11 protein-coding genes are annotated in these 12,763 nt (G+C 57.0%); 5 read left to right on the top strand and 6 right to left on the bottom strand.

Annotated features, from left to right (window positions below; translation table 11 throughout):
• Nucleotides 1-83: 83 nt before the first annotated feature.
• Together B5F17_RS00450 and B5F17_RS00445 are read right to left on the bottom strand one after the other, a co-directional pair.
• Nucleotides 84-896: a methyltransferase domain-containing protein gene (locus tag B5F17_RS00450; protein WP_087369789.1), complete on the bottom strand. Its 813-nt coding sequence runs from the start codon at nucleotides 894-896 to the stop codon at nucleotides 84-86.
• Nucleotides 893-2,077 carry a BPG-independent phosphoglycerate mutase family protein gene (locus B5F17_RS00445; RefSeq protein WP_162608031.1) on the bottom strand — a complete coding sequence of 395 codons (1,185 nt, stop codon included), beginning with the start codon at nucleotides 2,075-2,077 and terminating at the stop codon, nucleotides 893-895. Before B5F17_RS00445 ends, B5F17_RS00450 begins: the two co-directional genes overlap by 4 nt.
• Nucleotides 2,078-2,301: 224 nt before the next feature.
• On the opposite strand from B5F17_RS00445, the gene B5F17_RS00440 reads away from it, so the two are divergent.
• Complete coding sequence (locus B5F17_RS00440; RefSeq protein WP_087369785.1) at nucleotides 2,302-3,663, top strand: TrkH family potassium uptake protein; 1,362 nt, start codon at nucleotides 2,302-2,304, stop codon at nucleotides 3,661-3,663.
• A 46-nt stretch (nucleotides 3,664-3,709) separates the two neighbouring features.
• Here B5F17_RS00440 and B5F17_RS00435 read toward each other — a convergent pair whose 3' ends face one another.
• On the bottom strand, nucleotides 3,710-4,729 hold the full coding sequence (locus B5F17_RS00435; RefSeq protein ID WP_016148335.1) for a LacI family DNA-binding transcriptional regulator: 1,020 nt from the start codon (nucleotides 4,727-4,729) through the stop codon (nucleotides 3,710-3,712).
• A gap of 305 nt (nucleotides 4,730-5,034) precedes the next feature.
• Here B5F17_RS00435 and B5F17_RS00430 point away from each other — a divergent pair, with 305 nt between their 5' ends.
• Both B5F17_RS00430 and B5F17_RS00425 read left to right on the top strand, forming a co-directional pair.
• The gene (locus B5F17_RS00430) at nucleotides 5,035-6,051 is read left to right on the top strand and encodes a Gfo/Idh/MocA family protein (RefSeq protein WP_087369781.1); all 1,017 of its coding nucleotides are present in this window, start codon (nucleotides 5,035-5,037) and stop codon (nucleotides 6,049-6,051) included.
• 199 nt (nucleotides 6,052-6,250) lie between these two features.
• A complete protein-coding gene (locus tag B5F17_RS00425; RefSeq protein WP_087369779.1) occupies nucleotides 6,251-7,687 on the top strand; it encodes a M20/M25/M40 family metallo-hydrolase in 1,437 nt (478 codons plus the stop codon).
• Between the two features lie 318 nt (nucleotides 7,688-8,005).
• Here the strand turns inward: B5F17_RS00425 and B5F17_RS00420 are convergent, their stop codons facing one another.
• Both B5F17_RS00420 and B5F17_RS00415 read right to left on the bottom strand, forming a co-directional pair.
• Entirely contained in the window at nucleotides 8,006-8,722 is a 717-nt protein-coding gene (locus B5F17_RS00420) for an NAD-dependent protein deacylase (RefSeq protein ID WP_016148338.1), read from the bottom strand.
• A gap of 35 nt (nucleotides 8,723-8,757) precedes the next feature.
• Nucleotides 8,758-9,279 (bottom strand): nitroreductase family protein, encoded by a 522-nt coding sequence (locus tag B5F17_RS00415; protein WP_087369777.1) that lies wholly within the window; start codon nucleotides 9,277-9,279, stop codon nucleotides 8,758-8,760.
• Nucleotides 9,280-9,447: 168 nt separating this feature from the next.
• Here B5F17_RS00415 and B5F17_RS00410 point away from each other — a divergent pair, with 168 nt between their 5' ends.
• Together B5F17_RS00410 and B5F17_RS00405 are read left to right on the top strand one after the other, a co-directional pair.
• The gene (locus B5F17_RS00410) at nucleotides 9,448-11,055 is read left to right on the top strand and encodes an ABC-F family ATP-binding cassette domain-containing protein (RefSeq protein WP_087369775.1); all 1,608 of its coding nucleotides are present in this window, start codon (nucleotides 9,448-9,450) and stop codon (nucleotides 11,053-11,055) included.
• 14 nt (nucleotides 11,056-11,069) lie between these two features.
• Complete coding sequence (locus B5F17_RS00405; protein ID WP_016148341.1) at nucleotides 11,070-11,684, top strand: CpXC domain-containing protein; 615 nt, start codon at nucleotides 11,070-11,072, stop codon at nucleotides 11,682-11,684.
• Between the two features lie 67 nt (nucleotides 11,685-11,751).
• Here the strand turns inward: B5F17_RS00405 and B5F17_RS00400 are convergent, their stop codons facing one another.
• Nucleotides 11,752-12,606 (bottom strand): putative manganese transporter, encoded by an 855-nt coding sequence (locus B5F17_RS00400; protein ID WP_087369771.1) that lies wholly within the window; start codon nucleotides 12,604-12,606, stop codon nucleotides 11,752-11,754.
• Nucleotides 12,607-12,763: the final 157 nt, after the last annotated feature.

Below are 12,763 nucleotides of genomic sequence, written 5' to 3'. Positions count from 1 at the left end.
GAAAAACCACCTTTCACTGTCCGTCTCTGAATTGTCTATATTTCTCTCTTATTATACTGCGTCCCCTGTTGCTTGACAACCGGTTATCCCTTGCGGTATAGATGAATCTGGAAGCTGATGGGCGTGGTCAGAGCGTCCCGATGGAGCAGGCGGTCGGCTGCCTCCTTGGGTGTCTTCCACGCATACGGGGTCATTTGATAGAGTGCGGCAATGTCCTGCGGGTCGGTCAGCGTGATGGTATCTTCTACGCACACCTCCCGCTCGAAGGTCAGACCGGGAAGGTCACGAATTTCGGTGGGATTTTCGTAGGGCTTTTGGTACAGCACTTCCTTCATGCCCCACAGGTGACGCGCGCCCGGTGTGACCGTGAGCAGCGTCCCACCCGGACGGAGTACGCGTGCAAACTCCTCGGCGCACATGGGGGCGAACAGGTGCAGCACCAGATCGACCGACGCGTCGGCCAGCGGCAGCTCGAACAGGCTGGCGATAGCAAAATCACCGCGCGGACAGGTGCGTCCGGCATGGCGCAGGGCGTAACGTGACAGATCGATACCGGCCAGACGGGCATCCGGGCAGGCATCCAGCACCGCACGGGTGTACCATCCCTCGCCGCAGCCTGCGTCCAGAATATCCTGCGGTGCACAGTCCGCTGCCAGCTTGGCAACCGTATCGCGCAGCGGCCCGTACCAGTTGCCCTCCAAAAATCGCGTGCGTGCCTGACACATCGCCGCGCTGTCGCCCGGGTCGCTGCTGCCCCGGCGATGCTGGCGCAGCAGGTGGACATATCCCCCGCGTGCCGCACGGTCAAAGCAATGTCCCTTGGGGCATCGGGCGTTTTTCTCGTCAAATGTCAACGGCTGTCCACACACCGAACAGCACAGTAAACTCTCTTTCATGGATTCCGCTTCCTTTCCAGCAGCACATCCAGCATCTCTTCTCCCGGTGTCAGCGGCAGATTGCTGGTGTGCATCTCGTCAAATATCCCACCTGCCGCAGATGTCCGGCTGTCGTAGAGTAAAAACGGTACCGGGTCGGCGGTATGGGTGCGCAGCGAAATGGGCGTCGGGTGATCGGGCAGAACGAGCAGACGGTAATCGACTGCGTTCTCGTCCAGCCAGCCGGTCAACGGGGTCAGCAGTCTGCGGTCGAAATACTCAATGGATGCGACCTTTTCGGGCAGACTGCCCGCGTGTCCGGCCTCGTCGGGCGCCTCGGTGTGTACAAATACAAAGTCCATCCCCTGCCGGGTCAGTGCATCGAAGGTGGCAAACGCCTTGCCCTCCCAGTTGGTGTGCAGCGTGCCGTCGGCGTGGGGCACGTTCAGCCATTCCAGCCCCATACCGCGTGCAATCCCCCGCACAAGCGGTACGCCGCCGGTCGCAGCACCGCGCAGGCCGGTGCACGTCGTGAAATCGGGCAGCACTGGGGTCGGCCCTCCGCCCCAGAACCAGACCGCGTTTGCAGGCAGTTTGCCCTGCGCCTTGCGCTCAAGGTTGACCGGATGCGCGTCCAGCACCTCGCGTGCCGCGTAGTACAGGCGTTCGAGGTCGTCGTCCTCAGGCTGGCAGGTGCGCAGATCGCACCCCAGCAGTCCGTCGGGTGAACCCCCGCCCGGGTGTTCCCGTCCGCGACGCAGCAAAAACGCGCGATACCCTGAACCGGGCACAAAACGGTGTGTATCATCCCCCAGCGCATCCTCCAGCGCATCGATGAGCTGGGCAGCCTCCTCGTCGGTCAGTCCGCCGCCATCGTGCGCGACCAGCCGGTCGCCATCCAGCGAGACAAAATTGCAGCGCAGCGCGGTGCAGCCGTCCAGATCAATCCCGCACGCCATCGCCTCAATGGCAGCGCGTCCGCTGCTGCACGCCGAACGCGGTGCACCGAGCAGGGTCAGCAGCGCACTCTGACTGCCCGGAATGCAGCCGGGTGGAATCAGGCACGTCCGTCCGATCACCGCACGGGCAGATAACCGCGCAAGGCACGGGGTATTGGCATAGCCGAGCGGCGTCATCCCGCATATCGCGGGCAGGTCGGCGCAGCCGTCGGCCAGTGCGATGATATATTTCAAATTTGACACCTGCTTTCTGTCTCCCAGGATGGTTGCTATCGTTATATTATATCGAATCTGGTTATTTTGTCCAGTATTTCCGTGCTTTCTGACACTTGACATTCATCGGGCGACAAGCTATGATAGACCCATCAACGCTTTTACATGATTTCGGCTGGTTCTCCGTGCTGCTTTTTCGCATGCTCGGGATTTTTATTTCGGCAATCGGCCAGAGATAGGAGATCTTATCTGCTATGAGCAAAACAAAACGCTTCCGCCTGTCCGCGCTGTCCTCCACGCAGATTATCCTGCTCGGATACGCGGCCATCATTCTGTTTGGTGCGATTTTGCTGTCCACGCCGCTCGCTTCCCAAGCGCGTGTCTGGACCTCTTTCCCGGATGCGCTGTTCACGGCGACTTCGGCCACCTGCGTGACCGGTCTGATCGTCGTACCGACCGCAACCTACTGGTCGCTGTTCGGTCAGCTCATCATCATCGGCCTCATCCAGATCGGCGGTATGGGCTTTCTGACCATGGCGGTCATGATTTTTGTGGTCAGCGGCAAGCGCATCGGCCTGCGCCAGCGATTCACCATGCAGGAATCCATCGGTGCACCCGCGCTGGGTGGCATTGTTCGACTGACCCGCTTTATCTTCAAGGGTGTTCTGCTGTTTGAGAGCATCGGTGCGATCATTCTTGCGACCCGCTTTATCCCCATGCTCGGCCCGGTGCGCGGTATCTATTACTCCATCTTTCACTCGATCTCGGCATTCTGCAACGCGGGCTTCGACCTCATGGCGGGTGTCGCCGGTGAGGGCTCCATCACCTACTTCGTATCCGACCCGGTGGTCAACATCACCATTATGCTGCTCATCATCATCGGCGGTCTGGGCTTCTTCGTCTGGGAAGATCTTTACCTGCACCATTTCCGTCTGGGACGCTGCCGTCTGCACACCAAGATCGTGCTTTTGATCTCCATTCTGCTGCTGACCATTCCGTCGCTCATGATCTTCTTCTTTGACCGCAACGTCGAAGCATTTTCTTATCTGAGCACGCCCGAGCGTCTGATGGCCTCGTTCTTCCAGTCCACCTCGGCGCGTACGGCTGGTTTTAACACCATTGACCTGAACATGATGACCCACCCGACCAAGATGGTTATGATTATGCTCATGCTCATCGGCGGTTCGTCGGGTTCGACCGCGGGCGGCATGAAGACCACCACCATCGCTACCCTTTTCCTGTGCATCCGCTCGTCTATGACCCGTGAAAACGAGCTGCGTGCCTTTGGCCGCCGTCTGGACGACAGCTGTCTGCGCAGTGCGGTCACCATCTTCTTCAGCTACATCTGTCTGTTTATGGGCGGTGCTATGCTGCTGACTCAGTTTGACGGAGTACCTATGATCAGCGCGATGTTCGAGACTTCATCCGCCGTCGCAACGGTCGGTCTGTCGCTCGGCATCACGCCCGGCCTCAGCCTGCCGTCTCAGCTCGTCCTCATCTTCCTGATGTTCTTCGGACGCGTCGGCTGTCTGACTATGGTATACGCGTTTGCCGAGTCCCATCACACAAACGCCGGTGTCAGCCGTCTGCCGCTGGAAAAGATCGCGGTTGGCTGATCTTGCATACAAAACAAAAAGCGACTGCCTGTGCAGTCGCTTTTTTTCATACCATTTCGGGCGTAATGACCGTGGTGGACACATATTTGACCGAAGTACGCGGCTTGCGGTCGTGCATGAGCAGGTCGTAGAGCATCATAATCGCCTCATAGACCTGGGCGGAAAACTCCTGTTCCAGCACGAAATCCAGTCGTCCGCCGCGCAGCATTTTGCGGTTGGTCGGAGTCAGGTCATTTGCAATGACGTGGATGTGACGGCGTACATGCGCCTGTGTGATGCCGTCGAGGCAGCCCAAAACGTTCTCGGTACTCATATAAATACCGGTCACGGTCGGGTGACTGCGCACATAGCGCATAACCGTGTCGTGCGTCAGGTCATATCGCTCGTAGCACTCGACGATCTCAAAGCGGTCGGACGTGTAGCCCAGTTCTCCCAGACGGCTGCAAAAGCCATCCACACGGCGGCGATGGAACTCCATGTTGCCGGTGACAATCAGGATATTGCCCTGCCCTGCCATTGCCATGTGCATCAGACCACCCGCGATGCGTCCGCACTGAATCTGGTTCTGTCCGACAAAGCACAGGCGGGCAGACTGCGGGATGTCCGAGTTATAAGTCATGACCGGGATACCAGCATCCTGAAAGCGGGCAAGTTCGGCCTGCATGACCACGTTATCAGGTGCATTGATGACCAGTCCGCGCACGCCCTGCTCGAGCAGCGCCTCGCAGCGCTTGATATATTCCTCGTTCGAGCGGCTGCGCAGCTCCTCGACCACCAGCCTGACCTCATGCGTGCCCAGCAGACGCGCAGCCTGGCTGATACCTCGTCGGGTCTGTTCGGTAAAGTAGGGCAATTCCCACTGGGGCACGATGACCCCGATGCGCAGCGCCGGGCTGTCGCTCTCGCTGGGTGCAATCCGGTATCCCATCTCCCGCGCAATGCGCTGCACCCTTGCGCGGACTGCCGGATTGACATGCGCACGGTTATTGATGACACGGTCGACCGTGCCGCGCGACACGCCAGCCGCCGCCGCAATCGACCGGATGGTCGGTTTGTTGGATTTCATCTGTCCATCCCCTGTCTGTCTTGGTCGGTGGACGACCGCTTCCAGGCCGTCCCGAATGTCTCCAGTATAGCACAAACCCGATTTTGGCACAAGGCACGGAAAACATTTCACCCGCTCGGGCGTTCTCTTGTCGCGTTCGACAAAAGAAAAGGGGCGCATCGGGCAAGTTTCACGAACTTGCAAAGAGCCGTTGACATCCCTGTTTTGGTGCGATAAAATAAGAATAAAGAAGGATTTACCCGAGTTTTTACCTATATTTTGTACACAATTTACCCCTGTATTTTTTCACTGGAGGTCATGAAAATATGAGGAAGATCAAGGTTGGTATCGCAGGTCTTGGCCGTCTGGGCAAGGTACACGCAAACAATATCGCATACAAGATTCCGAACGCTGATCTGACCGCAGCTTGCTCGATCGTTCCGGCTGAGCTGGAATACGCAAAGGAAAAGCTGGGTGTCACCGATGTTTACACCGATTTCCGCGAGATGCTGGAAAAGGCTGACATCGACGCAGTTGCAATCGTTACCACTTCGTCCGAGCACTGCTGGCAGATCGAGGCCGCTCTGGACGCTGGCAAGCATGTATTCTCCGACAAGCCGCTGGGCGTTGACGTTGCACAGTGCAAGCAGGCTGAGAAGGCTGTTGAGCGCCATCCCGACCTGACCTTTATGCTGGGCTTTATGCGCCGCTACGACAAGTCCTACGCTTACGCAAAGAAGAAGATCGAAGAGGGCGCAATCGGTACTCCCTACATGGTTAAGGCAACCGGCATCGACCCCGAGGCACACGTTGAGGGCGCAATCAAGTTTGCTGCAACCTCCGGCGGTATCTTCCTCGACATGGCAATCCATGACATCGACCTGATGCGCTGGTTCCTGGGCTGCGAGGCAACCGAGGTCTTCGCACAGGGCTGCACCTTCAAGCATCCGGAATTCCAGCAGGTTGGCGACGACGAGACCGCTATGGCTTGCTACAAGTTCGAAAACGGTGCAATGGGCTTCGTTCATGTTGGCCGTACCGCTCCGCACGGTTACCATGTTGAGACCGAGATCATCGGTACCGAGGGCTCGATCCGCATTTCCGCAATCCCGGAGAAGAACCAGGCTATGATCTTTGATGTACACGGTGCTGTTACCGAGTGCGTTGGCTCCTTCCCCGAGCGCTTCGACGAGGCATATCTGCTCGAGATGCAGGAGTTCATCGACTGCGTATGCGAAGGCAAGCAGCCGGGCGTCAATGTATACGACGGTACCAAGTCCACGGCAATCGGCTATGCAACCACCGAAGCATGGAAGACCGGTAAGATCGTTAAAATCGGCTAAACGACCACACGGCCGCCTCATACTCGGGGTGGCCTGATTTTTTTCGCGATACTGTGCGTTCCGCGCATGTACATGCATATACTCTCTTTTTGTGAAACCGACTGTGCAGACAGTCGGTTTTGCATTTTTGTCCATCCTGTGATATGCTGAAGAAAAAGAAGGCGCTGCCCTTTGGGGCGGCAGACTGGAGGAAGCAAAAATGGAAACGATTGAACAACAGGTGCGGGAGTTGTTCTGTTGGCTGTGCCAGACGCCGCACCCGTCCGGCGAGGAAGCTGCGCTGCGCGAGCGCATTGCCGACCGTCTGCGCGGTCTGGGACTGCATCCGTGGGCAGATACGCGCGGCAATCTGGTCTGTGACCTGCCCGGTCGGGAAGGCGCACCGCTGACCGCTGTACAGGCACATATTGACATGGTCTGCGCGGTGGGAAGTCCCGATTACGTGCCCAGCCGTGACCCCATCCGTCCGATTGTACGCGATGGTTTTCTGTGTACGGCGGGTGAATCTTCATTGGGCGCTGACTGCGGCGCAGGTGCTGCGGTCATGCTGTGGCTGGCTGAGCATCCTGCTCCCCAACGTCCCCCGCTGCGCCTGCTGTTCACGGTCGACGAGGAAGTCGGTCTGGGCGGCGCACGCGATCTTGACCCGGCGTGCGTGGATGGGGTGCGCTATCTCATCAATACCGACGGTTTCCACTGGGGACGTATTGTCATCGGCTCGGCCGGCGGTGTGCGTGAGCACTTCACCCGTGCACTGACCCATTCCAACGCACCCGAACTGCCCAACGGACGCGCTTATCGACTCAAAATCAGCGGTCTGCGCGGCGGACATTCGGGGTTTGACATTGGCAAGACCCGCGCCAATGCGCTAATTTTGCTCGGTGAACTGCTGCGCGAAACCCGTATGGAATCGCCGTTTGCCCTGATTGACCTGTCGGGCGGCACGGCGTTCAACGCTATCCCCTACGAGGCAACCGCGGATATTCTGACCATCGCCCCGGCACAGGATGCCATCGAGCAGATTTGGGACAAGATCTATGCACGAATCCAGAAAAATGACCCGGATGCACGACTGGAAATCCAAGATATCGACATCCCCAGCCGTGTCTGGAGCGGCGACACCGCAAGCGGTCTGCTGACCGTGCTCGGCGGTTTTGCCGACGGCGTATACGCAAGGCACCCGTCCGGTGTCGTGTCGGACTCGTCCAATCTGGGACATATCTACTATAAAGACGGTATGGTGTGCCTGGATGCCATGCTGCGCTGTATGGATGCACAGGCTGAACAAGCATTGCAGCTCAGTCATCGCACCGTGTGCGCGATGTGCGGATTTGCCGGTCAGATTGTCAGCCGCTACCCTGCTTGGCCTGCACAGGACAATGGCACTTTACAGACATTGGCCGCACAGTGCTACTTGGACGCCACCGGACAGGAGGCTGAAGTTACTGTGCAGCATGTCGGTCTGGAACCGTCTCACCTGCTTGCGAAGAATGAGCAAATGGAGTGTATTTGCGTGGGTATGGAACTGCTGGACTGTCATTCTCCGCAGGAACGTTGGAAATTGGACACGATTGAGCCGTTTGTGGAGATGATTCAGCGATTGCTGAGCCGCCTCAGCACTGCACCGCAGCCTTAATTAAAGTTTTCGCCGGCCTTTTTCAAAAGGCCGCAGGTTCTCAGGGCAGAGCCCTGAGGCGCGGCTCGCAAGCCGCGAAACTCCCCTTTTGAAACCCGGTGTCCGACCCGGGTTTCAACCCAAACGTACCAAATAGAAAGACCGTCCTGTTGGACGGTCTTTTCCTTTTGTTTATTTTGGTTGATTTTCCCGATGGGAAAATCAAAGAAGATTCCGCTCGCTGCGGCGAGCGGCTCAGGGCTCTGCCCTGAGAACCCGCAGCCTTTGAAAAGGCTGGCGAAACTTTCATTTCGCCCCGGGCGGGAATCCGTTACTCGCTTACAGCTGCGAGAAGATTTCTCCGATCGCGCCGTGAATCACCAAATTGGCCTTGGCATCTGCCGAGGTCGGAGTCTTATTGACCAATACCAACTTTTTACCCCGATAATAATGAATCAGGCTGGCAGCCGGGTAAACGGCAAGTGAAGTGCCGCCAATGATCAAAATATCCGCGTTCTGGATGTATGCAAGGCTCTTATCCAGTGTATACTCGTCAAGCGATTCCTCATAGAGCACAACATCGGGCTTAATGATACCGCCGCAGGTGCAGCGCGGTACACCGGTACCCTGTGCGATCTCCTCCACGCCGTACGGCTTACGGCAGCGCATGCAATAATTGCGATGCACCGAGCCATGCAGCTCCAGAACTTCCTTAGAACCTGCTTTCTGGTGCAGTCCGTCAATGTTCTGGGTGATGACCGCACGCAGTTTGCCCTGCTGTTCCCACTCAGCGAGTTTCCGGTGAGCGGCGTTAGGCTGTGCGTCCAGACACAGCATTTTATCGCGATAGAAGCGGTAAAACTCCTCGGTCTGCGCCATGAAAAATGTATGTGACAGAATGGTCTCGGGCGGATAGTCGTATTTCTGGTTGTACAGACCGTCTACCGAGCGGAAATCCGGGATGCCCGACTCGGTGCTCACGCCTGCACCGCCAAAGAAAACGATATTGTCCGACTGGTCAACCCAGCTTTTGAGTGTTGCAATCTGCTCGTTCATCGGACGCAGCCCTCCTTTTTGTGCGATGATGCGAATTATTCGGTGATGGTGATGAGGTTTTCCTTACGCGGTGCCGGAGTGCTCTCCTTGGCAGCGTAACCCAGTGCGATCGAGCCGATGACGATGTAGTCCTCGGGCACGCCGTAACGGGTCAGCAGCGGACGGATGGTCGGGTCATCGGTCAGCGGACGCAGCTGGTTAATCCAGCAGGTTGCCAGACCGAGCGAATGTGCTGCGAGCAGCATGGTCTGAATGGCAGCCGAGCCGTCCGGGAATGCGTGGATCTCGTCGCGCTTGTAGGACACGATAATATGGCAGGGTGCACCGTAGAAATTATACGCCGGGCCGCGGTTGTCAGCCTCTGCGACTGCACGCGCCAGTTCCAGGCACTTATCCGCGTTGCGGATGGCCGAAAAATGCCACAGCTGCTTGCCCATACCGGTCGGAGCCCACAGGCCGGCTTCCAGAATGGTCTCGAGGTCTTCACGGCTGACCTGCTGGGAAGTAAACGCACGGGTAGAACGGCGTGCGTGGATGGCGGAAAGAACTTCGTTCATCGGATAAACCTCCTAAATTCATGTGGTAATAAATACAGTATAGCCTGCCGGATATCGGATTTCAAGCCAAGGTGCACAAAATTACGGAAAGGGGCAAAATCTCTGGTGTTGCGCGCGAAAACATGATATAATATACCTTGATTCGTAATAATGTGATTTGGAGGAACTATGATTACCGTATCCAACGTCAGCTTGAACTTCAGCGGCGAACCGCTGTTCAAAGAAGTCAACGTCAAATTCACCGAGGGCAACTGCTACGGCGTCATCGGCGCAAACGGCGCAGGCAAGTCCACCTTCCTGAAAATCCTGTCGGGCGAGCTGGACTCGACGACGGGCGATGTTTCCATCAAACCCGGTACGCGCATGTCCGTGCTCAAGCAGGACCATTTCGCGTACGACGATTTCACCGTTCTGGACACCATCATCCAGGGCAATCCACGCCTGTATCAGATCATGCAGGAAAAGGACGAGATCTACTCCCACGATCCCTTCACCGAGGAAGACGGCAACCGTGCCGCTGAGCTCGAAGCCGAGTTCGCCGAGATGGACGGCTGGAACGCCGACACCGAGGCAAGCCAGCTGCTCGAGGGTCTGGGTCTGAACTCCGCAGAAGTGCTTTACCGTCCCCTGCGCACCCTGCAGGACTCGGAAAAGGTCAAGGTTCTGCTTGCACAGGCGCTGTTCGGTCATCCCGACATTCTGCTGCTCGACGAGCCCACCAACCATCTGGACGTCGATGCAATCCACTGGCTGGAAGACTTCCTGCTCGACTTTGAGGGCACGGTCATCGTCGTTTCGCATGACCGTCACTTCCTGAACAACGTTTGTACCCACATCGTTGATATCGACTACGGAAAGGTACAGATCTACGTCGGTAACTACGAGTTCTGGTACGAGTCCTCTCAGATGGTTCAGCGCATGATTCGCGATCAGAACCGCAAGAACGAGGAAAAGATCAAGGAACTGCAAAACTTCATCCAACGCTTCTCGGCCAACAAGTCCAAGTCCCGTCAGGCGACCAGCCGCAAGAAGCTGATCGAAAAGCTGACCGTTGAGGAGCTGCCCGCTTCCTCCCGCCGCTATCCCTGGGTTGGTTTCACCATGGACCGCGAGGCCGGCAAGGACATTCTGGAGGTTAAGGGCATTTCCAAGACCATCGACGGCGTAAAGGTACTGAACGATGTATCTTTCATCGTGCGCAAGGGCGATAAGATCGGCTTTATCTCGGAAAACGAACTTGCCATGACCACCCTGTTCCAGATTCTCATGGGCGAAATGGAGCCCGACGAGGGTACGTTCAAGTGGGGCGTTTCCACCTCCCAGTCCTATTTCCCCAAGGATAACTCGGAGTTCTTCAACGGCCACACTGAGAACATGCTCGACTGGCTGGCGCCCTACTCCAAGGACACGCTGGAGTCCACCCTGCGCGGCTTCCTCGGCCGTATGCTGTTCTCGGGCAACGATGTGTACAAGCCGGTTAACGTCCTGTCCGGTGGTGAGAAGGTGCGCATGATGCTCTCGCGCATGATGCTCTTCGGCTCTAACGTTCTGGTCATCGACCAGCCCACCAACCACCTCGATCTGGAATCCATCACCGCGGTCAACAACGGTGTCGCAGACTTCAAGGGCAACGTTCTGCTCGCCACCCACGACCACGAGTTTATGAACACCATCGCCAACCGCATCATTGAACTGCGCGAGGACGGCGTACTGGACAAGGAATGCACCTACGACGAGTTCCTGGAATTCCGTTCCCAGTACCAGAAGCGCGCATAAAAGGAGGCATCCTTATGGCAAAAGCGGTCATTGAATGTCCGCACTGCAAGCAGGAGTGCACCCGCACTCCGCTGACTCGCATCAGCCCCGACCGTGACCCGTCGGTGCGCAAAAAAGTACAGGACTTATCTCTCTTCCGCTGGAAGTGCCCCAACTGCGGTACCACCATGCTGGTCGAAGACCCCTGTCTGTATCACGATATTTCCGGTCAGTTCATGGTCTGGCTCGCGCCCGACGGCAAAAAGCCCGAGACCGGCAAGTTCGACCCGCTCGCAGGCTATACCCTGCGCTACGTGGACGATCTGAACACCTTCCGCGAAAAGATCAACATTCTGGAACGCGGTCTGGACGATCGCGCGGTCGAACTGATGAAATTCATCCTGTTCTTACAGCTCCAGCACGATCTGGACGTCGTCGAGCTGGTCTTCCACGACCTCGACGAGCGCACGGCAGAGTTCCGCTTTGCAGCGGTGCTGTCCGACGGCGCAGAACAGTACATCGCCATGCCCGGACTGACCTATCAGCGCATTTTGCAGGACGTGACCGAACGCCTGTACACCCCGCGCGACTTTGTCAAGATTGACACCGAATGGGCGGCAGAAGCACTCGAGCTGCTGCACGCCGAATAAAGGCAAAAAAACAGGGACGGCGTAAGCCGTCCCACCCTTGCCGCACAGTCCTGCGCGGTATGTTTTTTTATAACGGGAAGATGAAATGTCCGATCAGTCCCCCTGCGATGGCAAATACCAGCGTGGCGAAGATGATCTTGCGCGCGTGTCTGCGTCCATTCTCGTTGCCGAACAGAATCATATAGCCAAAGCCCGCACCGGTCGACAGACCGGCAATCAGACTGCCCATGCTGATGACACCGGTCGTGTACAGCTGGGTCAGCACAACCGACACCGCACAGCTTGGAATCAGGCCGATAATCGCGCAGATGATGGGCTGGAACACGCTGTCCTTGAGCATAAGCGTTGCCAAGCGGTCGGTTCCAATGCCATGAATGGCAAACTCAAGAACAAAGGTAATCACCAGAAGCAGAATGGTCGTCTCAAGCGTGCGTCCGAGGATGCCGCGAATGGGTCCATGATCGCAGCCACAGCCGCAGCCGTCGCCCATATCAAGCTCGATCTCATAATTCTGGTTCTTCTGCCGTCCCCACACAAAGCGCAGCACATAGCCGCCGACGACGGCAAGTACAAATTTCGAGCCAAACAGAATGGCAATCTCGGTGCCCGATGCACCCTCAGAGAGCAGGATGGGCAGCGCCTCATCCGACGTCGCCAGAAAGACCGCGACCAGGGTTGCCGGAGCCAGATAACCGTCGGAAAACAGCGCGGCAGCCGCTGCGGAAAATCCGCACTGCGGGACAAGTCCGGCCAAAGCGCCGACCACAGGGCCGAACTCGGCCGACTTTTCGAGTAGCGCCGGCGTCGAGCGCAGACGGTTTTCGATCCAGTAGAGCAGCGCGTAGACGACAATCAGGATCGGAATGGCCTGCACAACATCGGTTACTGTATGCTCAAAGGCATGTTCCAGAGCATGTAGCATGTGTTTTCATTCCACCTCACAATTAAGTTCCATCAACTTTGTTTTTCTATACGGTCTTTCATTATATCACAGCCGACCTGTGCTTTACAAGTTAGTCAAGGGCAATTTGCTGTGAATATCCATAATTTTGTTAAAAACTGCTGGAAATCCGGCATTT

Origin of the sequence: Butyricicoccus pullicaecorum, from assembly GCF_002160355.1 — a bacterium.
In the GTDB taxonomy this organism is placed as follows: domain Bacteria; phylum Bacillota; class Clostridia; order Oscillospirales; family Butyricicoccaceae; genus Butyricicoccus; species Butyricicoccus pullicaecorum.
The sequence above is the reverse complement of the archived record's forward strand: the minus strand, read 5'-3'. Positions and strand labels throughout refer to the sequence as shown.

What these genes read in the sequence shown, in the direction of transcription:
- B5F17_RS00450 (WP_087369789.1), bottom strand. Translation starts at nt 896, where the DNA reads ATGAAAGAGAGTTTACTGTGCTGTTCGGTGTGTGGACAGCCGTTGACA.
- B5F17_RS00440 (WP_087369785.1), top strand. Translation starts at nt 2,302, where the DNA reads ATGAGCAAAACAAAACGCTTCCGCCTGTCCGCGCTGTCCTCCACGCAG.
- B5F17_RS00435 (WP_016148335.1), bottom strand. Translation starts at nt 4,729, where the DNA reads ATGAAATCCAACAAACCGACCATCCGGTCGATTGCGGCGGCGGCTGGC.
- B5F17_RS00430 (WP_087369781.1), top strand. Translation starts at nt 5,035, where the DNA reads ATGAGGAAGATCAAGGTTGGTATCGCAGGTCTTGGCCGTCTGGGCAAG.
- B5F17_RS00425 (WP_087369779.1), top strand. Translation starts at nt 6,251, where the DNA reads ATGGAAACGATTGAACAACAGGTGCGGGAGTTGTTCTGTTGGCTGTGC.
- B5F17_RS00420 (WP_016148338.1), bottom strand. Translation starts at nt 8,722, where the DNA reads ATGAACGAGCAGATTGCAACACTCAAAAGCTGGGTTGACCAGTCGGAC.
- B5F17_RS00415 (WP_087369777.1), bottom strand. Translation starts at nt 9,279, where the DNA reads ATGAACGAAGTTCTTTCCGCCATCCACGCACGCCGTTCTACCCGTGCG.
- B5F17_RS00410 (WP_087369775.1), top strand. Translation starts at nt 9,448, where the DNA reads ATGATTACCGTATCCAACGTCAGCTTGAACTTCAGCGGCGAACCGCTG.
- B5F17_RS00405 (WP_016148341.1), top strand. Translation starts at nt 11,070, where the DNA reads ATGGCAAAAGCGGTCATTGAATGTCCGCACTGCAAGCAGGAGTGCACC.
- B5F17_RS00400 (WP_087369771.1), bottom strand. Translation starts at nt 12,606, where the DNA reads ATGCTACATGCTCTGGAACATGCCTTTGAGCATACAGTAACCGATGTT.